Annotated in this window: 19 protein-coding genes; 4 read left to right on the plus strand and 15 right to left on the minus strand. The window is 61.5% G+C overall.

What is annotated here, in order from left to right:
• Positions 1-265: 265 nt before the first annotated feature.
• On the plus strand, positions 266-2,326 hold the full coding sequence (locus tag PSH86_RS14610) for a carbon starvation CstA family protein (protein ID WP_305490307.1): 2,061 nt from the start codon (positions 266-268) through the stop codon (positions 2,324-2,326).
• 13 nt (positions 2,327-2,339) lie between these two features.
• Entirely contained in the window at positions 2,340-2,537 is a 198-nt protein-coding gene (locus tag PSH86_RS14615) for a YbdD/YjiX family protein (protein ID WP_003201656.1), read from the plus strand.
• Between the two features lie 194 nt (positions 2,538-2,731).
• Here PSH86_RS14615 and PSH86_RS14620 read toward each other — a convergent pair whose 3' ends face one another.
• On the minus strand, positions 2,732-4,528 hold the full coding sequence (locus PSH86_RS14620) for a methyl-accepting chemotaxis protein (RefSeq protein ID WP_305490308.1): 1,797 nt from the start codon (positions 4,526-4,528) through the stop codon (positions 2,732-2,734).
• A gap of 210 nt (positions 4,529-4,738) precedes the next feature.
• Here PSH86_RS14620 and PSH86_RS14625 point away from each other — a divergent pair, with 210 nt between their 5' ends.
• The gene (locus tag PSH86_RS14625; protein WP_176687945.1) at positions 4,739-6,853 is read left to right on the plus strand and encodes a TonB-dependent siderophore receptor; all 2,115 of its coding nucleotides are present in this window, start codon (positions 4,739-4,741) and stop codon (positions 6,851-6,853) included.
• Between the two features lie 69 nt (positions 6,854-6,922).
• Here the strand turns inward: PSH86_RS14625 and PSH86_RS14630 are convergent, their stop codons facing one another.
• From PSH86_RS14630 to ribBA, 8 genes are all read right to left on the minus strand, one after another.
• On the minus strand, positions 6,923-7,921 hold the full coding sequence (locus PSH86_RS14630) for an acyltransferase (RefSeq protein ID WP_109755461.1): 999 nt from the start codon (positions 7,919-7,921) through the stop codon (positions 6,923-6,925).
• A 175-nt stretch (positions 7,922-8,096) separates the two neighbouring features.
• The gene (locus tag PSH86_RS14635) at positions 8,097-9,140 is read right to left on the minus strand and encodes an LLM class flavin-dependent oxidoreductase (RefSeq protein ID WP_109755312.1); all 1,044 of its coding nucleotides are present in this window, start codon (positions 9,138-9,140) and stop codon (positions 8,097-8,099) included.
• 29 nt (positions 9,141-9,169) lie between these two features.
• A complete protein-coding gene (locus PSH86_RS14640; protein ID WP_109755462.1) occupies positions 9,170-9,655 on the minus strand; it encodes a flavin reductase family protein in 486 nt (161 codons plus the stop codon).
• A gap of 44 nt (positions 9,656-9,699) precedes the next feature.
• A complete protein-coding gene (locus PSH86_RS14645; protein WP_109755313.1) occupies positions 9,700-10,851 on the minus strand; it encodes an ABC transporter ATP-binding protein in 1,152 nt (383 codons plus the stop codon).
• A gap of 17 nt (positions 10,852-10,868) precedes the next feature.
• The gene (locus tag PSH86_RS14650) at positions 10,869-11,678 is read right to left on the minus strand and encodes an ABC transporter permease (protein ID WP_053125546.1); all 810 of its coding nucleotides are present in this window, start codon (positions 11,676-11,678) and stop codon (positions 10,869-10,871) included.
• 6 nt (positions 11,679-11,684) lie between these two features.
• Entirely contained in the window at positions 11,685-12,608 is a 924-nt protein-coding gene (locus PSH86_RS14655) for an ABC transporter permease (protein ID WP_305490361.1), read from the minus strand.
• Positions 12,605-13,630, minus strand: coding sequence for an ABC transporter substrate-binding protein (locus PSH86_RS14660; protein WP_109755316.1), 1,026 nt, complete (start codon positions 13,628-13,630; stop codon positions 12,605-12,607). Before PSH86_RS14660 ends, PSH86_RS14655 begins: the two co-directional genes overlap by 4 nt.
• Positions 13,631-13,917: 287 nt before the next feature.
• Entirely contained in the window at positions 13,918-15,027 is a 1,110-nt protein-coding gene (gene ribBA, locus PSH86_RS14665; protein WP_116832327.1) for a bifunctional 3,4-dihydroxy-2-butanone-4-phosphate synthase/GTP cyclohydrolase II, read from the minus strand.
• 82 nt (positions 15,028-15,109) lie between these two features.
• Between ribBA and PSH86_RS14670 the strand changes: the two genes are divergently transcribed.
• A complete protein-coding gene (locus PSH86_RS14670) occupies positions 15,110-15,403 on the plus strand; it encodes a DUF1330 domain-containing protein (RefSeq protein ID WP_176687942.1) in 294 nt (97 codons plus the stop codon).
• Positions 15,404-15,409: 6 nt separating this feature from the next.
• Here PSH86_RS14670 and PSH86_RS14675 read toward each other — a convergent pair whose 3' ends face one another.
• Genes PSH86_RS14675 through PSH86_RS14700 form a run of 6 tightly spaced genes read right to left on the minus strand, consistent with a single transcriptional unit; the run spans position 15,410 to position 20,048 of the window.
• A complete protein-coding gene (locus PSH86_RS14675) occupies positions 15,410-15,973 on the minus strand; it encodes an NUDIX hydrolase (RefSeq protein ID WP_109755319.1) in 564 nt (187 codons plus the stop codon).
• Between the two features lies 1 nt (position 15,974).
• Positions 15,975-16,727 carry a GntR family transcriptional regulator gene (locus tag PSH86_RS14680; protein WP_109755320.1) on the minus strand — a complete coding sequence of 251 codons (753 nt, stop codon included), beginning with the start codon at positions 16,725-16,727 and terminating at the stop codon, positions 15,975-15,977.
• 60 nt (positions 16,728-16,787) lie between these two features.
• The gene (locus tag PSH86_RS14685) at positions 16,788-17,192 is read right to left on the minus strand and encodes a carboxymuconolactone decarboxylase family protein (RefSeq protein ID WP_109755321.1); all 405 of its coding nucleotides are present in this window, start codon (positions 17,190-17,192) and stop codon (positions 16,788-16,790) included.
• A 46-nt stretch (positions 17,193-17,238) separates the two neighbouring features.
• Positions 17,239-17,724, minus strand: coding sequence for a flavin reductase family protein (locus PSH86_RS14690; protein WP_109755322.1), 486 nt, complete (start codon positions 17,722-17,724; stop codon positions 17,239-17,241).
• Positions 17,725-17,736: 12 nt separating this feature from the next.
• Positions 17,737-19,218 (minus strand): aldehyde dehydrogenase, encoded by a 1,482-nt coding sequence (locus PSH86_RS14695; RefSeq protein WP_305490309.1) that lies wholly within the window; start codon positions 19,216-19,218, stop codon positions 17,737-17,739.
• Positions 19,215-20,048: an alpha/beta fold hydrolase gene (locus PSH86_RS14700; RefSeq protein ID WP_116832331.1), complete on the minus strand. Its 834-nt coding sequence runs from the start codon at positions 20,046-20,048 to the stop codon at positions 19,215-19,217. The genes PSH86_RS14695 and PSH86_RS14700 overlap by 4 nt, the downstream gene beginning before the upstream one ends.
• Positions 20,049-20,050 lie beyond the last annotated feature (2 nt).

Consider the following 20,050-nt stretch of genomic DNA (forward strand, 5'->3'; position numbering starts at 1 on the left):
CCAAACCCATGGGTGAGGCATAAAACCTGTGGCGCAAGACATGTGGGAGCAAAGCTTGCTCGCGATGCAGGCGCCGCGGTGTATGAAAGACCGAATTGACTCTATCGCGGGCAAGCCTTGCTCCCACAGGGGAAATTGGGGTTCTACGTAGTACTACGGATTTATTTATTGACCCATTGCAGGGATATTGGGCCGGCTCCGAATAGCCGGGGCACACTATAAAAACAATCGCCGCAATCCACTGGATATCGGCAGGAGACACGCAATGACAACCCGTCTGGTTAAACACCTCGCCTGGTTTGCCGTGGCTGTTCTAGGAGCCTGTGCGTTGAGTGTCGTGGCCTTGCGCCGCGGCGAACCGATCAACGCCCTCTGGATCGTCGTCGCAGCCGTGGCCATCTACCTGGTCGCCTACCGCTACTACAGCCTCTTCATCGCCAACAACGTGATGCAACTCGATGCGCGCCGGGCCACCCCCGCCGTGCTCAACAACGATGGGCTGGACTATGTCCCGACCAACAAACACATTCTCTTCGGCCACCACTTCGCGGCCATTGCCGGCGCGGGGCCGCTGGTCGGGCCGGTGCTGGCGGCGCAGATGGGCTACCTGCCCGGTACGCTCTGGCTGATCGCCGGCGTGGTGCTGGCCGGTGCGGTGCAGGACTTCATGGTCCTGTTCCTGTCCACCCGCCGCAACGGGCGCTCCCTGGGCGACATGGTCCGCGAGGAAATGGGCCGCATCCCCGGCACCATCGCGCTGTTCGGCTGCTTCCTGATCATGATCATCATCCTCGCGGTGCTGGCGCTGATCGTGGTCAAGGCCCTGGCCGAGAGCCCGTGGGGGATCTTCACGGTGATGGCGACCATCCCGATCGCGATGTTCATGGGCCTCTACATGCGCTACATCCGCCCGGGCCGCATCGGTGAGATCTCGCTCATCGGCGTGCTGTTGCTGCTGGGCTCGATCTGGCTGGGCGGGCAGATCGCCGCCGACCCGGTCTGGGCCAAGGCCTTCACCTTCACCGGGATCCAGATCACCTGGATGCTGATCGGCTACGGTTTTGTCGCGGCGGTACTGCCGGTGTGGCTGATCCTGGCGCCGCGGGACTACCTGTCGACCTTCCTCAAGATCGGCACCATCGTCGCCCTGGCCATCGGTATCCTGGTGACCATGCCCGAGCTGAAAATGCCGGCGCTGACCCAGTTCACCGACGGCACCGGGCCGGTGTGGAAGGGCGGGCTGTTCCCGTTCCTGTTCATCACCATCGCCTGCGGCGCGGTCTCGGGCTTCCATGCGCTGATCTCCTCGGGCACCACGCCCAAGCTGCTGGATAACGAAACCAACGCCCGCTACATCGGTTACGGCGGCATGCTGATGGAATCCTTCGTGGCGATCATGGCCATGGTCGCCGCTTCGGTGATCGAGCCAGGCGTGTACTTCGCCATGAACAGCCCGGCGGCGATCGTCGGCGGTGACGTGGTGGCCGTGGCCCAGACTGTCAGCAGTTGGGGCTTCGCCATCACGCCAGAGGCGCTGCAAGCGGTGGCCAAGGACATCGGCGAGACCACCATCCTGGCCCGTGCCGGCGGTGCGCCGACCCTGGCGGTGGGGATCGCACAGATCCTGCACTCGGTGCTGCCGGGTGAAAACACCATGGCGTTCTGGTACCACTTCGCGATCCTGTTCGAGGCGCTGTTCATCCTCACGGCGGTGGACGCCGGCACCCGTGCCGGGCGGTTCATGCTGCAGGATCTGCTCGGCTCGTTCGTGCCTTCGCTCAAACGTACCGAATCCTGGCCGGCCAACCTGATCGCCACCGCCGGTTGCGTGGCGCTGTGGGGCTACCTGCTGTACCAGGGCGTGATCGATCCGCTGGGCGGCATCAACACCTTGTGGCCGTTGTTCGGCATCTCCAACCAGATGCTGGCCGGTATCGCGCTGATGCTCGCCACCGTGGTGCTGATCAAGATGAAGCGCCAGCGCTACGTCTGGGTCACGCTGCTGCCGGCGTCCTGGCTGCTGATCTGCACCACCACCGCGGGCCTGATCAAGCTGTTCGACGCCAACCCGGCGATCGGCTTCCTGGCCCTGGCACGCAAATACAACGATGCCCTGGCCGCCGGTCAGATCCTGGCCCCGGCCAAGAGCATCGAGCAGATGCAGCACGTGGTGTTCAACGCCTACACCAACGCGACGCTGACGGTGTTGTTCCTGTTCGTGGTCTTCAGCATCCTGTTCTACGCGCTCAAGGTCGGCATCGCCGCCTGGGGCACCAAGGAACGCACGGACAAAGAAGCGCCATTCCAGGCACTGCCGGACGCTTGAGAGGATTGCAACGATGTTCAATGACTTGAGTCGCCTGGGTAAATACCTCGGTCAGGCCGCCCGCCTGATGGTCGGCATGCCCGACTACGACAACTACGTCGAGCACATGCAGACCAAACACCCGGACAAGCCGTTGATGGACTACGAGGCGTTCTTTCGCGAACGCCAGGAGGCCCGTTACGGCGGCAAGGGTGGGCCCAAGTGCTGTTGAAGCATCGCTTGGGTTGAGATAACTCCTTGTGGGAGCGGGCTTGCTCGCGAAGGCGTAGTGTCAGTTAACAGATAATGTGGCTGACCCACCGCGATCGCGAGCAGGCTCGCTCCCACAGTTGTTTGAGGTGGTCTCAGGATTTGCATACACCACAGAACCCTTGTGGGCGGAGCAGGAGTCGTGCTACCGCACCATCACTCCGCCAGCAACACCGCCGCATCGAACCCCACTCGCAGATTGCCCCAATGGCGGCCGCCGAAGAAGAACGGGACGTCGATCTCGGTCATGATTTCCCCGGTATCGCGCAGGTAGGTCTGTAGCAGGAAGCGCTGGACGTTGCCCGCCGCGCGCAGGCCGATCGGGTCGTTGAAGATCCGCTTGTTGCGGCACACCGGCAAATCCACCGTCCGGTCGCCGGTCGGCGGCTTCGAGACCCAGCTGTTGTTCACCGGGCAATAGCCCTTGCTGTCGACAATGAACGAAACCTTGCCACCCGGCGTGCTGCGGGTGAGTTTGTCGCATTCTTCCTGGCAGACCTGGGCAAAGCGTTCGGTATAGCTGGCCATGTACTGCTTGGGATCGGTGCCGGGTATCAGCTGGTAATTCTGATCGAACAGGTTCAGGCCTTCGCCTTGCAGGGCTTCCAGACGAACCTGCAAGTTATCGCGGCACTCGCTGGCGCGGGTAATGGCAGCGTCCAGCTTGCCGTGGCCGAGCACGAAGCGACCTAGCAACGCCTGGACCTTTTCGGCCACGCCGGACAGGTCGCGGGTGGCCGTCGCCGAATGCTGCATGCGCTGGTCGATCAACTGGCTGTCGGCGTGGATCTGGGTGACCCGGTCGTTGATCCCCGTGTTGCTGTCGGCGAACTCTTGGATATGGGTGGCGATGTCCGCCAGCTTGCCGTTGGTGGATTCGAAATCGCCGATCATGCTTTCGAAATGGCCGGAGGCGCGTTCCACCACTTTCTGGGTTTCCCGGGCGCTGTGGCTGATCTGCGTGGTTTGCTCGTGGGTGGAGCTGACTTCCTCGAGCATGGCGTCGATGTTGCGCGAGATATCGTCGGTGGCCCGACTGACGTTCTGGGCCAAGGTGCGCACTTCATCGGCCACCACCGCGAAGCCACGACCGCTTTCGCCGGCCCGGGCCGCTTCGATGGCGGCATTGAGGGCCAGCAGGTTGGTCTGGGCGGAGATCTGCTGGATCAACCCGACAATCGACTTGATGCTCGAGGAACGCTGGTTCAGGGCGCTCACCAGGGTGGCGAATTCACCGAGGCTGTTGGAGATTTCACTGATGTTGCCGGTCACTTCCAGCAGCTCGGCGTAAGAGTCGCGGGCCATGCTCAGGTTCTGGGCGGTGGTGCTGGAGATGCCCTGGGTCTGGCGCGAGACTTCTTCGATGCGGCCCACGGCGGTGTTGCTCTGGTCCATCACTTCCTTGGCGAAGCGGGCCTGGTGGGTGGCACTGTCGCTGGAGTCGCTGATGTTCTTCAACGAGCGGGCCGACTCGACGGCGATGTGCACGGTCAGCGCCTGGACGTTGCTGATGATCTCTCGCTGCTTGGCCAGGAAACGGTTGCAGGTGCCGGCCAGCACGCGGATCTCGTCGTGGGTCACCAGCGGCAGGTCCTTGGACAAGTCGCCTTCGCCGTTGGCGATCTCTTCCAGGGCCTTGGTCATGGCGGTGACAGGGCGCACGATGAGGTGGTGGAAATACCAGACCATGAAGCTGATCATGCCCAGCGTCAGGACCGCGCCGAAGAGCAGGGCATGGGTCAGGCTATCGAGCCGGCCTTCGATCTGCCCGAGCAAGGCACCGTCCAGTTGCGCGTTGCGCAACAACAGCAGGATCTCGGCGCGGGCGCTGAGGGCTACCCAATAGAGCAAGCCACTGACCAGCACCAGCAGGAAAAGGCTCGACAGCTTTTTGGTGAGCGTATCGAAAAACTGCATCTCGATAGACTCGTACAAGGCCTTCAACGTCTGCATGCCACCGCTCCTGGGCAAAAAAATCTCTCAATGGAATACATTCGACCGCGAGCGCAAAAGCTTTAGGACAATAGGGCTATTTGATATCACCCTGTGAGGTCAAGCCCGTTCACACAGGGTTTGGGGAATTACATTTGATACAAAAGATTTACTGGGAATGATTCTCAAAGTATATTTGCTCTCATTAACGTCCCTTCCAGAGTGCGCGTCTTGAATCGTTCCACCCCCCTCGCAAATCGCAATGTCTTCATCAAGTGTGTATTGCCAACCTTGTCCTGCTGCTTCATTGCAAGCCCATTGTGGGCGCAGGACTCTCTCGAGCTGCCCGCCACGGACATCCAGGGCAGTCGCGTCACTCAGGACGAGGGCTATACGACGTCGCAAGCCAGTACGGCGAGCAAGAGCGATGTACCGATCAAGGAAGAAGCGCAGTCGATCAATGTGGTAACCCAGCAGACCTTGGCGGACTACCAGGTGCGCTCGCTGAACGACGCGATGAAGTTCGTCAGCGGTGTCAGCCAGGGCAATACCCTGGGCGGTTCGCGGGACTCGCTGGTCAAGCGTGGTTTCGGTACCAATGACGATGGCTCGATCCTGCGCGACGGCGTGCGTTCGAACCTGGGGCACAACTTCAGTGCCACCACCGAGCGGGTCGAAGTGCTCAAGGGCCCGGCCTCGATGCTGTACGGCGCGCTGGAACCCGGTGGCTTGGTCAACGTCATCAGCAAAAAGCCGGAGTACACCCAGAGCACCACCTTGAGCGGTTCGGCCTATAGCGAAGGTGGCGGCACCATGGCCCTGGATACCACCGGGCCGTTGGGCGATACCGGCCTGGCGTATCGCTTGATTGCCGAGCGGGGGCATGAGGACTACTGGCGCAACTATGGCGTCAATGAGAGCACGCTGGTGGCGCCGTCCTTGGCTTGGACGGGGGAGCGGGCTTCGTTGAATTTGAGTTATGAATACAACGAATATTCCAATCCGTTTGACCGGGGTACGGTGTTCAGGAATGGGCATCCGGTGGATATCGACTACGACAAGCGCATGGATGAGCCTTGGGCCAAAAGTGTCGGTATTCGCGAAACGGCTACGGCGCGGTTCGAATATGAGTTGAGTGAGGCGTGGAAGACCCGTGTGACTTATGGTTGGAACAATGATCGGTACAGTCTTTCGATTGCGCAGCCTGTTACCCTGACTGGAAATATGTTGAGCCGACGGGCCAATGGCGCTCATTACGATGATGAGACCCGTTACGCCAGCTGGGATTTCATGGGTAAGCAGGACTTGTTCGGCCAGCGTCATGACCTGTTGGTTGGCATTGATAATCAGGTGTCCGATCAGTTCCGGGGCAAGACTTACCGTGGGAAAGTTCAGCCTGGTTTCGATATCACTTCACCGGTCTACGGCAATCTGCCAGAGCCAAGCCTGGTCAGCTCTACCGACAGTGATCTGCGCAACCAGTTGAATTCCAGTTCGATCTATTTGAAGGATAACTGGCATCTGGATGACCGTTGGATTCTGGTGTTCGGAGGTCGTTATCAACACTACGACCAGTACAGCGATCAAGGTTTAGGCAAGGATTATGACGTCAATCGCGATGACAACGGTGACGCCTTCGTGCCATTCCTGGGGTTGGTCTACAAAGCCACCGAAACCCTGTCGCTGTACGGCAACTACAGCCGGTCGTTCAAACCCAATGACGTGGTCGACAAGGATCGTCGTACATTCAAACCGGAAGAGGGTCGCAGCTATGAAATCGGCGCCAAGTACGATCCATTGCCAGGTTTGAACATCAACCTCGCCCTGTTCGACATCGTTAAAAAGAACGTGGTGACCACTGTTGACGACGTCTCCGAAGCCGCCGGCAAAGTCGGCTCCCAAGGTCTCGAGTTGGACATCACCGGTCGCTTGGCCGACCGCTGGGACTTGATAGGCACTTACGCCTACACCCATACCGAGATATTGGATGACCCGAAAAACGAAGGTCATCGCCTGCCCGACGCACCCAAGCACACCGCCAGCCTCTACCTGACCCACCACCTGAACGTGCCGGCTGAATTCGGTGCCTGGCACGCCGGCGCCGGTGCGCGTTATGTTGGAGAGCGGGCCGCGAATGCCGCGAATGATTTCTGGCTCAGCAGCTACACCGTCGCCGACGCCTTCCTGCGTTGGGAGTCGCCGGTGTTCGGGCACAAGACCTCACTGCAACTGAACGTCGACAACCTGTTCGACAAGCAGTACTACCCGTCCTCCACCGGCAGCCAGTTGCAAGTCAACGTCGGCGAGCCGCGTACCGCCAAGCTGAGCGCCAGCGTGACGTTCTGATTCCGCCGCACTGAAACACAAAATGCCCGGGACCTGCGTCCCGGGCATTTTTTGTACGGCGGTCAGAGACTAAGCCACCGTGCTGCCAACGGGAGCCTGTGTGGCTGCGGATTTAACGCCCGACCTGAGAGCATGACGAAGCTTCAGCGCCGGCCGCTCGACCCCGTAGTACGACACGCCACTCAAGGCGAACGACAGCACCAGCACCGCGGTGATGATCAGGGCGCTGTATTCGACCGGCCAGAATGCCCGCAACACGTACATCACCACAAAGTGGTTGAGGAACACGCCGTAGCTGATATTGCCCAGGAACTCATCCAGTCGGTGATGCTTCAGCTTGCTGAGCAAAAACACCGCCGGCAGGCCCAGGGCGATGCCCAGGGTCACCTCGGCGTTGAAAGGCCGACGGGGAATGATCCCCACGACAATGCTCAGGAACATCAACGCGGCAACGAGCAGGGTGACGGACACGATCCACAGCCCCTTGGCCCGGACCCGATACAGGTAGCTGCCGCAAAGAAAAATGAACAGCACACCGGGCAGCAGGCGATAGCCGTAGATGTCGGTGTCGAGGTAGCCCAGCGAGGCGAGCATGAACACCGTCACGGACACCGCAAAAGCAATACCCCGCGCCTTGTAGAGGATCAGGAACGGGATCAGCAGGTAAAAACACATTTCCAGGCCCAGCGACCAACCGGGTGGCAGGATTTCGGGCACGGTGATGCCGAACATGTAGAAACCCAATGGCACGATCGGCAGGCTGGTGGTGATGTTTTCGAGGGTCAGCGCTGCTGCCTGGGGTGTTCCCGGCAGCAGGAAATGGATCACCGCGCAGGACAGGACGAAGTACACCAAAAACTGCGGGTACAGCCTCAGCAGTCGATCCATGTAGAACAGGCCGATTTGCCCCGGGGTGTTGTAGGTTCTCTCGATCAACGAGGTCATCACAAAACCGCTGATGATCAGGAAGGACACCACGGCAACGACGCCGGGGTTGAACCCCATGAACGTCACGCCCATATGCGAAACCGCCACCAGCAGGGCCAACAGCAACCGATAAACCCCCACGCGCATCATCCTTAATCAGAGTTGATCCGTTTGCGCGGTACGTTATGTGGCTTTGCGAGCCGTTAACAGGGGTTTGCGGAGCGGCGGCGGGGTAGTGGGGGCAATTGTCACTTTTGACACTTATGTTTCAGTTATCTGGCCATCGCGAGCCCGCTCGCGATGGCCAGATAACCGATCAGCGAAACACCGGCACCACCTGCTGGATGAACAACTCCAGGGATTTCTTCTTCTCGGCATGGGGCAGACTGTTGTCGCACCAGAAGCTGAACTCATCCACTCCCAGTTCCTGGTAGTACTTGATGCGTTCGATGATTTCCTGCGGCGTGCCGATCATGGTGTTCTTGCGGATGTTCTCCAGCTGGAACTCCGGACGCTCGGCGAACTTTTCTTCCGGGCTTGGCGCGAGGAAACCGTTGACCGGTACTTGCTTGTTGCCGAACCAGGCATCGAAGGTGCGATAGAACCTGGAGATCGCCTGGGCACCAACCTTCCAGCCTTCGGGATCATCCACCGCATGCACGTGGGTGTGACGCAGCACCATCAATTGCGGGCGTGGCACGTCGGGGTTGTTGTCCAGGGCGGCCTGGAACTTGTTCTTCAGGTCCAGGACTTCCTCATCGCCCTTCATCAACGGCGTGACCATCACGTTGCAGCCATTGGCGACGGCGAAGTTGTGGGAGTCCGGGTCGCGGGCGGCGATCCACATCGGTGGGTAGGGTTTGCGGATCGGCTTGGGCACGCTGGTGGAGGTGGGGAATTTCCAGATCTCGCCATCGTGGGCGTAGTCGCCTTGCCACAGGGCGCGCACCACCGGGACCATTTCCCGTAGCGCCTGGCCGCCGGAGGATGCCGGCATGCCGCCGGCCATGCGGTCGAACTCCACTTGATAGGCGCCCCGGGCCAGGCCCACTTCCATACGGCCATTGCTGATCACGTCCAGCAGCGCGCATTCGCCGGCCACCCGCAGCGGGTGCCAGAACGGCGCGATGATGGTACCCGCGCCCAGGTGGATAGTGGTGGTTTTGCCGGCCAGGTACGCCAGCAGCGGCATCGGGCTTGGCGAGATGGTGTATTCCATGGCGTGGTGTTCGCCGATCCACACGGTGCTGAAACCGCCAGCCTCTGCCAGCAGGGTCAGCTCGGTCAGGTCTTCGAACAACTGGCGATGGCTGACGCTTTCGTCCCAGCGCTCCATGTGTACGAACAGGGAAAATTTCATGGCGCTTTCTCTTGTTGTTGGCGATCGGTTCAGGCGAGGACGGGCAGGGCGCCCATCTTGCCGTGGCAATAAACCAGCGGCCCCGGTGTGTGTTGCGGCACGATCAGATTCTTCACGGCACCGACCATGATGGCGTGGTCGCCGCCTTCGTATTCTCGCCACAGTTCGCATTCGATGATGGCGGTGGCGTTACTCAGCAACGGGTTGCCCAGCTCGCTCAGGGTCCATTCGATGCCCTGGGCCTTGTCCTTGCCTTTGCGCGCGAAGGCATAGGCTTCGTTCTGCTGACCGCCGGAGAGCACGTGGATGGCGAAGCGGCGGTTCTTGATCAGCACCGGGTAGGAGTCGGAACTGTAGTTGGGGCAGAACAGCACCAGGGCCGGGTCCATCGACAACGAGCTGAACGCGCTGGCGGTGAGGCCGACGATCTGCCCATCGTCATCGAGCGTGGTGATCACCGTCACCCCGGACGGGAACGAGCCCATGACTTGTTTGTAGACACTGGCATCGATCATCGGACGATCCTCGGGCTTTATCGGTTGTGGGCGCGCAATGTTCATCAATGGGCACCTGCGGCTTTGTTCAGGTCGCTCTCGGCCCATTGGGTGTAGACGCAGGCATCGGCGGTGGCCCAGCGCACACGCACCGGGTCGCCGGCCTTGAGCGGCATGCCGGCGGCGGACAGCGCCTTGACGGTCATCGAGGTTCCGCCCGAGGTCACCACGCTGCAGGTCTGGCTTTCACCAAGGAACAGCACTTCGACGACCTTGGCCGAGACTTCATTCCAGCCAGCCGCCAAGGGTTCCTGGCCGGCTTGCTCGACGCTCAAGGCGAGGGCTTTTTCCGGGCGCACCATCAGCAGCACGTCCTGCTCGATTTGCAGGCCAGCGGTCAGGCGGATAGACAGTGGCTGGCCTTCGAAGGACGCTACCGCGTTGCCCTGGGCCTTGAGCTTGAGGAAGTTGGAATTGCCCAGGAACGAGGCCACGAACGCGTTCGGTGGGTTCTGGTAGAGGTCATAGCCACTGCCCAGGCCGACGATCTTGCCGTGGCTGAAAATGGCGATGCGCTGGGACAGGCGCATGGCTTCTTCCTGGTCATGGGTGACGTAGACGATGGTGATGCCCAGGCGCCGATGCAATTGGCGCAGTTCGTCCTGCAGGTCTTCGCGGAGTTTTTTATCCAGGGCGCCGAGTGGTTCATCCATCAGCAGAATGCGTGGTTCATAGACCAGTGCCCGGGCGATCGCCACACGCTGTTGTTGGCCGCCAGAGAGTTGCGAAGGACGCCGATGGGCGAACTCGCCCAGTTGCACCAGCTTGAGCATGGCATCGACCCGGCGCTCGCGTTCCGCGCTGGCCAGTTTGCGAATCGCCAGGGGAAAGGCGATGTTGTCGCGCACCGACAGGTGCGGGAACAGTGAGTAACGCTGGAACACCATGCCGATGTCGCGTTTGTGCGGTGGCACGTTGACCAGGGATTTGCCGCCCACCAGGATTTCGCCGCTGCTGGGCGTTTCAAACCCGGCCAGCATCGACAGTGTGGTGCTCTTGCCCGAGCCGCTGGAGCCGAGGAAGGTCAGGAATTCACCGTCCTGGATGTCCAGGGAGATGTCGTCCACGGCGGCAAAGTCGCCGTAGTGCTTGTTCAGGTTGCGCAGGCTGACCAGGGTCTTGTTGTGCTGTTGTGCGGGGTCTTTGACGGCACTCATCGTATTCTCCTAGGCGCTCAGGCGCTGATTTCATTGCGCCGGCGCAGGGCGGCGGCGATCACCATCACCAACACCGAGAGGCCGATCAGCAGCGTCGAAGCGACGGCGATCACGGGCGTCAGGTCCTGGCGCAGGGTGGTCCACATTTTTACTGGCAGGGTTTGCAGAGTCGGGCTGGCCATCATCACGCTCAGCACCACCTCGTCCCACGACACCAGGAAGGCGAACAAGGCGCCGGCGACCATGCCGGGGCGAATCGCCGGAAAGGTCACCTTGAACACTGCTTGCAGGCGTGAGGCGCCGCAGATCACCGCCGCATCCTCGATGGATTGGTCGAACAGCTTGAGCGAGTTGATGATCGAGATAATGGTGAAGGGCAGTGCGACGATTACGTGACTGACCACGAACGCGAACATCGTCCCGGTGTAACCCAGTTTCAGGAACAACGCGTACACCGCCACCGCGATGATCACCAGCGGCACGATCATCGGCAGGGTGAACAGGCCGTAGAGCATTTCCCGACCGGGAAAGCGCCCGCGGACCAAGGCAAACGCGGTCGGCAAACCCAGCGCCACGGCGCAGACGGTGGTCAGTACCGCGACCTTGAGGCTGGTCAGGGCCGCGCTCATCCAGTCGGGGTTGGAGAAGAACTGGCCGTACCATTTCAAGGTCCAGCCTGGTGGCGGGAACACCAGCCACTGGGACGAACCGAACGACAGCAGCACGATGAACACGATCGGCAACAGCAGGAACAGCGCGATCAGGCCAGTGGTGAAGTACAGCCCGAACCGCATGCGCCGGCTCATGGCATTGGGAGTCAGGAGCATGACGGCTTACCTCGCGTTGCTGGCACCTACCGGGGATTCCGGCTGGAGCTTCAGGTAGAAGTAGAACAGCACCAGGGCGATCGCCACCAACAAGGCGGCGCCGGCACTGGCCAGGCCCCAATTGAGGAACGACTGCACCTGCTGGATGATGAATTCCGGCAGCATCATGTTCTGCGCGCCGCCCAGCAGTGCCGGGGTCACGTAGTAACCGAGGGACATCACGAACACCATCAGACCGCCGGAGAACAGCCCCGGTCGGCACAGCGGCAGGAACACCCGGAAGAAGTTGGTCCAGGGGCTGGCGCCACAGATGGAGCCGGCCTGCAGGATCATCGGGTCGATGGCCTGCATGGTTGCCTGCAACGGCAGGACGATGAACGGGATCATGATGTAGCTCATGCCGATCACCACGCCGGTGAGGTTGTGCACCATCTCCAACGGTTGGTCGATGATGCCCATGGCCATCAACGCCTTGTTGATCACCCCGGAGGCTTGCAGCAACACCAGCCAGGAGTAGGTGCGGGCCAGCAGGCTGGTCCACATCGACAGCAGCACGATGTTCAGCATCCAACGGCCCCAGCCACGGGGCACCAGGGTGATGGCCCAGGCCAGGGGGAAACCCAGCAACAGGCTGAACAGCGTCACCAGCCCGGCCACCGAAAAGGTGTTGATCAACACCCGGGCATAGGCCGAGTTGGCGAACAGTTGCTCGTAATTACCCAGGCCGGGCACCGGTTCCAGCACGCCGCGCAACAACAGGCCAATCAGCGGCGCCAGGAAGAACAGTCCGAGGAACAGCAGGGCGGGAAGCAGATTGCCGCTCCCGCGCCAGCGCTGGGCCAGCGACGGGGTTTGCGGGGCAACGGTCTTGGCGATTGTCACACCGGCAGCGCCAGCGGTGTGCTGGGTTGCCGGTGCCGCTATTTTCATTTGACCAGCCATTCGTTCCACCGTGTCGCGATGTCCTGACCGTTCTTGGCCCAGTACGCGAAATCAAGTGTGATCTGGTCCTTGGCGTAGGCGGTCGGCAGGTTGGGAGCGAGCACCGAATCCAGGCGCGCGACGCTGTCGACGTTGACCGGGGCATAGGCGGTCAGGTTGGAAAAATCGGCCTGACCCTTGGCGCTGCTGGCGTGGGCCAGGAACTTCATGGCCGCGGCCTTGTTCTTCGAACCCTTTGGAATGACCAGGATGTCGGCCATGACCAGGTTCTGCTTCCAGCTTACGCCGACGGGAGCGCCATCCTGTTGCAAGGCATAGATGCGCCCGTTCCAGAACTGCCCGATGCTGGCTTCGCCGGAGGCGAGCAACTGCTGGGACTGGGCACCGCCGCCCCACCAGACAATGTCTTTCTTGATGGTGTCGAGTTTTTTGAAGGCGCGGTCCAGGTCCAGCGGGTAGAGCTTGTCGGCCGTTACGCCGTCGGCCAGCAAGGCCAGCTCAAGCACGCCAGGGCTTGGCCATTTGTACAGGGCGCGTTTGCCGGGGTAGGTCTTGGTGTCGAACAGTGCGCTCCAGTCCTGGGGCTTGCCGGAACCGAGCTTGCCTTCGTTGTAGCCGAGGACGAACGAAAAATAGAACGAACCGACGCCGTGATCGGAGACGAAGCGTGGGTCGATCTTGTCGCGCTGGATGACCGAGAAGTCCAGGGGCTCGAGCAGGCCTTCAGCGGCGGCGCGCAAGGCGAAGTCCGCCTCGACGTCGACCACGTCCCATTGCACGTTACCGCTTTCGACCATGGCCTTGAGCTTGCCGTAGTCAGTCGGGCCATCCTGGACCACGGTGATGCCGCTGGCCTTGCTGAACGGGTCGGCCCAAGCCTGTTTCTGCGCGTCCTGGGTGCTGCCGCCCCAACTGACGAAGTTGACGCTTTCCGCCGCCATTGCCACATGACTGACCGTGGCCAGCAAACCTGCGAACAGTACTGCGGCTGCACTTTTCTTCAACACCATTTTCACGCCCTCATTGTTGTGTTTTTGAGCGGGCTTTTGTTGCCCGCCTATCGGGAGCAGTAGGTCCATCTGGCCTTAAAGGCGACCGAGCCAAGGGCTTTTGTTTGTGCTTTCCCTGTCGAGGGGCACTTGGCTGAAGTGTTCGGTCTATGGAATATCATATTATGGTATTCCAAACTTTCTGCAAGCATTTTGCCGTACCGGCTATCTGTCCGGCCGGGTTTTTCGCGATCTTTTGTGGGAGCGAGCCTGCTCGCTCCCACAAGGCGTTGTGTGTTGCCTCGGGTTTATCCGGTGAAGGGAATACTTTCCACCACCTCCAGGTCATACCCGGTCAACCCCGCGTACTTGAGCGGCGGGCCCAGGTGTCGCAACTTGCCGACGCCCAGGTCCTGGAGAATCTGCGCTCCGGTGCCCACTTCAGAATAGATGCGCGATTGCGAGCGGCTGAACTGTCGTGGCGGCTGGGTCAACTGCGGTACACGCTCGAGCAACGCCTGGGACGACTCGTGATTGGCCAGCACCACCACCACGCCGCTGCCTTCTTCGGCGACCCGTTGCAGGGCCGCCCACAGCGTCCAATTGGAAGGGCCGTTATATTCGGCGCCCACCAGGTCCCGCAGCGGGTCGATCACATGCACCCGCACCAGGGTCGGTTCTTCCCGGCGAATGTCGCCCATCACCATCGCCATGTGTACGCCGCCTTCGATACGGTCTTCGAAGGTGAACAAGCGGAAGGTACCGTGCACGGTGGGCAGTTCCCGTTCACCAATGCGTACCACGGTGTGCTCGGTGCTCAGGCGGTAGTGGATCAGGTCGGCGATAGTGCCGATCTTGATCCCGTGCTTGCGGGCGAAAATCTCCAGGTCCGGGCGGCGGGCCATGGTGCCGTCGTCGTTCATCACTTCGACGATCACCGATGCCGGTGTGAAGCCCGCCAGGCGCGCCAGGTCGCACCCGGCTTCGGTGTGCCCGGCGCGGGTCAGCACGCCGCCTTCCTTGGCCCGCAATGGGAAGATATGCCCCGGCTGCACGATATCGCTGGGCCCCGCATCGGCGGCCACGGCGGCGGCGACGGTGCGTGCCCGGTCGGCGGCGGAAATACCGGTGGTCACGCCCGTGGCGGCCTCGATGGAAACGGTGAAAGCTGTGCTGAATGCACTGCCGTTGCTTGGCACCATCTGCTCCAGCCCCAGGCGCTGGCAATGTTCGTCGGTCAAGGTCAGACAGATCAGCCCACGGGCTTCGCGGGCCATGAAGCTGATGGCCTGGGCGTTGCAGCAGTTGGCGGCGAGTAGTAGGTCGCCTTCGTTTTCCCGATCCTCGTCATCGACCAGCAACACCATCTTGCCCTGGCGATAGTCTTCGATGATTTCCTGAATGCTATTAAAGGCCATGTCGGGCTCTCTTTGTTTGGATGGGGGCTTGCTGGAATGTCGTTGTGGTATACCATAATACGAAACAAGCCGAGAGGTCACTATGAAGGCGTACTGGATTGCTCATGTGGATGTCACCGACCCCGATCAATACAGCCAATACACCCAGCGGGCGCCAGCGGCGTTTGCTCAGTACGGTGGTCGGATGCTGGCCCGGGGCGGGCGCAGCGAGGCGGTGGAGGGCAGGGCTACGCCACAACGCAGCGTGGTCATCGAGTTCGACTCATACGAGCAGGCGCTGGCCTGTTATCACTCAGAGCAGTATCAGGCGGCGAAGGAACATCGCGAGGGTGTGGCACGGGCCGAGGTGATCATCGTCGAGGGCGTGGCGCCTTGAAGCCTGTCAGCGGATGAAATGGATCTTGCCGCTGTCGTCGTTGCCGATGTAGATGCCATAGACCCCGGCCTGGCGTTCCTCGATATAACGTTCGAGGATCTGGCGGATGGCCGGGTAATAGATGCTGTCCCAGGGAATGTCCTGGGGGGCGAAGAATTTGTAGTCGAGGGTTTCCGGCCCGTACTGGCCAGTGATCTCCAGGGCTGTGGCGCGGAAGATGATGTACACCTCGCTGATCTTCGGCACGCTGAAGATCGAGTAGGGCGAGACAATTTCCGCGCGCACGCCGGTCTCTTCCCAGACCTCCCGCAGCGCCGCGTCCTCGGTGGTTTCGCCGCCCTCCATGAAGCCGGCCGGCAAGGTCCAGGTGCCGGGGCGCGGTGGGATGGCGCGCTGGCACAACAGGTACTTGCCGTCCTGCTCGATGATGCAGCCGGCAATGATCTTCGGGTTGACGTAATGGATGTAGCCGCAGCCGCCGCACATCAGTCGCTGATGGGTATCGCCCGCTGGCAGGCGGTGACTCAGGTCACTGCCGCCACACTTTGGACAAAAGCTCGGGCTGAACATCTCAGCGACCTATACGGGGTTCTTTCAGGGCGATGGGCGCCGTGATTTCGGGGATATCGCCGGTTTCTTCCTGCTGGCGCTTGAGGTACTCCAGGGCAACCTTGGCAGCGGCGCGCACATGGTCGACGCACGCCTGGTGGGCAGCCAGGGGATCGCCGCTCTTGATGGCCTCGACCATGCGTTCCATTTCCTGGTTGCTGCTGCCGCGACGGTTTTCCTGGGACACCGATGTGGCCCGCAAGTAACTGATGCGGGCCTGCAACTGACGCAATTGGGTGGCGGCAACATGGTTGCCGGAGCCTTCGAGCAAGACGTCGTAGAAGCCTTGCACCGAATCGATGACTTGTTGCAGCTCGCCATCCTTGAGGGCCTTGCGGTTTTCCTCGAGGGCTTTTTCCAGGGCCTTGATGTCCTTGGCCTTGGCCCGCAGGGTGAAGAGCTGGACGATCAAGCCTTCGAGCACGCAACGCAATTCATAGATGTCGCCGGCATCGGCCAGGGTGATGATCGCCACCCGTGGGCCCTTGGCATCGGCGAATTCCACCAGGCCTTCGGATTCGAGGTGGCGCAACGCTTCGCGCACCGACGTGCGGCTCACGCCCAGGCGATCGCACAGGTCGCGCTCGACCAGGCGATCGCCCGGCAGAAGCTGGAAGTTCATGATGGCGCTTCGCAGCTTATCCAGCACGATCTCGCGCAGGGTAACGGGGTTGCGATTGACCTTGAAGCTGTCGTCGAGTGGCAGGCGTTTCATGGGGTCCGCTCTGTAATATGGCTGTCCATGCCAAACGGGCAACATCCGTGCACGTTCAGATCAAACAGCCGAGGGTTGACTGGAGGCCTCGGCGTCGGCTTCGGCGAAGGCTTCACGGGCAAGCCGGAAACTGTCCACGGCAGCCGGGACGCCGCAATAGATACCGACCTGAAGCAGAATTTCGCGTATTTGCTCACGACTCAAGCCGTTACGCAAGGCGCCACGCACATGCAGCTTGAGTTCATGGGGGCGATTGAGCGCCGAGATCATCGCCAGGTTAATCATGCTGCGCTCCTTGAGGGACAAACCCTCTCGACCCCAGACATGGCCCCAGCAGTATTCGGTGACCATTTCCTGCAAGGGGCGGGTGAAGTCGTCGGCGTTCTCGATGGAGCGTTGCACATAAGCCTCGCCCAGCACCTGAGTGCGGATCTTGAGGCCTTGTTCGTATTTGTCGTTGCTCATGGGGCTGCCTGAAAAAGTGGATGAACCTGTGGGATGTGTATAGCCATCAGGCCAGTGCCGGCAGCGGGCCCAGCTTGCCCTTGTGGTAGATCATCGGTGTGACCGGTTGCTCGGGCAGGATCAGGTGCTTCACCGCGCCAACGATGATCGCGTGGTCGCCGCCATCGTATTCGCGCCACAGTTCGCATTCGATAATCGCCGTGGCCTTGCTAAGCAGCGGGTTGCCCAGTTCGCTGAGGTGCCAGTCGATACCTTTGGCCTTGTCCTTGCCTTTGCCTGCAAATGCGTAGGCTTCGGCGGTCTGGTCAGCCGAGAGCAAATGAATCGCGAACTGCTTGCTGTCGCGCAGGATCGGGTAGGTGTCGGAAGCGTAGTTGGGGCAGAACAGCACCAGTGCCGGGTCGATCGACAGCGCGCTGAACGCACTGGCGGTGATGCCGACGATATTCCCGTCCGGGTCCAGGGTGGTGACCACTGTGACGCCGGACGGGAAGGAGCTCATGACTTCTTTGTAGATGCCGGGTTCGATCATTTCTCAGGACTCCTAGCGCATCACGAACGGATCAGGCATTGGCGCCTGGGAAAGATTGATCCACACCGTCTTCAGTTCGGTATAAGCCAGCACCGAATCGATGCCGCTTTCGCGTCCATAGCCGCTGTTCTTGAAACCGCCGATAGGCGCCATGGCCGAGACCGCGCGATAGGTGTTGACCCAGATGATCCCGGAGCGCACGTCCCGGGCCAGGCGATGGGCGCGGCCCAGGTCGCGGGTCCAGATACCGGCGGCGAGGCCGAACTGCGAGTCGTTGGCGATTGCCAGGGCTTCGGCTTCGTCCTTGAAACGGATGACCGAGGCCACCGGGCCGAAGACCTCTTCCTGCATGATCTTCATCGAGTTGCGGTCGCATTCGAACAGGGTCGGTTCATAGAACCAGCCGTCGCCCAGGCTCTTTGGACGCTTGCCGCCCAGGCGCAGGCGGGCGCCTTCGGCGATGGCGTCGGCCACCAGGCTTTCGACCACGGCCAGTTGCTGGGCGGTGGCCATGGGGCCCATTTCGCTGGCGTCTTCCTGCGGGTTGCCAATGCGGATGCGCTGGGCCCGTTCGACCAGGCGCGCAACGAATTCGTCGTAGATTTCCTCCTGCACCAGCAAGCGCGAACCGGACACGCAGCTCTGGCCGGATGCGGCATAAATCCCGGCAATCGCCCCGTTGATGGCGCTGTCGAGATCGGCGTCGGCGAAGATAATGTTCGGTGATTTGCCGCCCAGTTCCAGCGACAGCTTGGCGAAGTTTTCCGCGCTGCTGCGCACCACATGCCGGGCCGTGGCAGCGCCGCCAGTGAAGGCGATCTTGCGCACCAGCGGATGGCGGGTGAGGGCGGCGCCGGTGCTCGGGCCGTAACCGGTGACGACATTGACCACGCCCGGCGGGATGCCCGCTTCCAGGGCCAGGCGCGCCAGCTCCAGAATGGTCGCCGAGGCGTGCTCGGACGGTTTGATCACGATGGTATTGCCCGCCGCCAGCGCCGGGGCGAGCTTGATCGCTGTCAGGTACAGCGGGCTGTTCCAGGGAATGATCGCCGCGACCACACCCATGGCTTCGTGCACGGTGTAGGCAAACAGGTCCGGCTTGTCCAGCGGCAGGGTGCCGCCTTCGAGCTTGTCGGCCAGGCCGGCGGTGTAATGGAAAAACTCCGGCAGATAGCCGACCTGGCCACGGGTTTCGCGGATCAACTTGCCGTTGTCGCGGCTTTCCAGCTGGGCCAGCTGTTCTTTGTTTTCGGCGATCAGATCACCCAGGCGACGCAGCAGTTTGCCGCGAGCGGTGGCGGTCAGGCCGCGCCAGGCGGGGCTATCGAAAGCGGTTTGCGCCGCCTGCACGGCGCGCTCGACATCGGCTTCGTCGGCGTCAGGCAGCTCGGCCCAGGGCTGGGCCAGGGCCGGATTCAGGCTTTCGAAGGTTTTGCCGGACAAGGCATCGACCCATTCACCGCCGATGCACATCGAAAAGCGTGCGAGTGTCATGCAACGATCCCCTTTATTTGGTTTTGTCGGGCGTTTGCTGTGTCGAGAAATTCCAGCAACAGCTGGTTGACCAGGCGCGGCGATTCCACCGGCATCATATGCCTCTGCTCGGCGAGCACGGCAACGGTGGCGCCTGGAATTCGCTCGGCCAACTGCCGGGCCATTTCCGGCGTCGAGCCGGGGTCCAGTTCGCCGGTGGCGATCAGCGTCGGGACCTGGATGTCGCCCAGGTCATCGGCGCGGTACATGTCCTGGGTGGCGAACAGTTCATAGGTGGTCAGGTAGCCCTGGGGATCGTTGCCTGCCAGGGTCTGGCGCAGCGCGGCGATCTGCGCCGGGTTGGCCGCCTGGTATTCACGGCTGAACCAGCGCGACAACGCCGCCTCGGCATTGGCGTCCGGGCCATGTTCGGCGGCTTGGGCGGTACGGGCGATGACCCCGGCGCGCTGTTCGGCGCTGCGGTTGAACACGCTGTTGAGCACCACCAGGCCTTGCAAGCGCTGTGGGTAATGCAAGGCAAACGCCCGGGCCACCAGGCCGCCCATGGAGAAACCGATCACCGTCGCTTGAGGCAGTTGCAAATGATCGAGCAGTTCCAGCAACTGGTCGGCGTAGCCCTGCAGCCCGGTACCGCTTTGCGGACGCGGGCTGGCGCCATGGCCGAGCATGTCGTAGGCAATCACCTGGTATTGCGTGGCCAGGCCAACGACCTGGCCGCCCCACATTTCTTTGTTCAGGCCCACGCCGTGGATCAAGACCACGGGTTGGCCTTGGCCGGTTGCCAGGAAGCTGGTGCCGGCCGGGGTGAGTTCAGCGGTGAGCCGAATCATGG

The sequence above is a fragment of the Pseudomonas sp. FP2300 genome (assembly GCF_030687595.1).
Taxonomy (GTDB): domain Bacteria; phylum Pseudomonadota; class Gammaproteobacteria; order Pseudomonadales; family Pseudomonadaceae; genus Aquipseudomonas; species Aquipseudomonas bijieensis.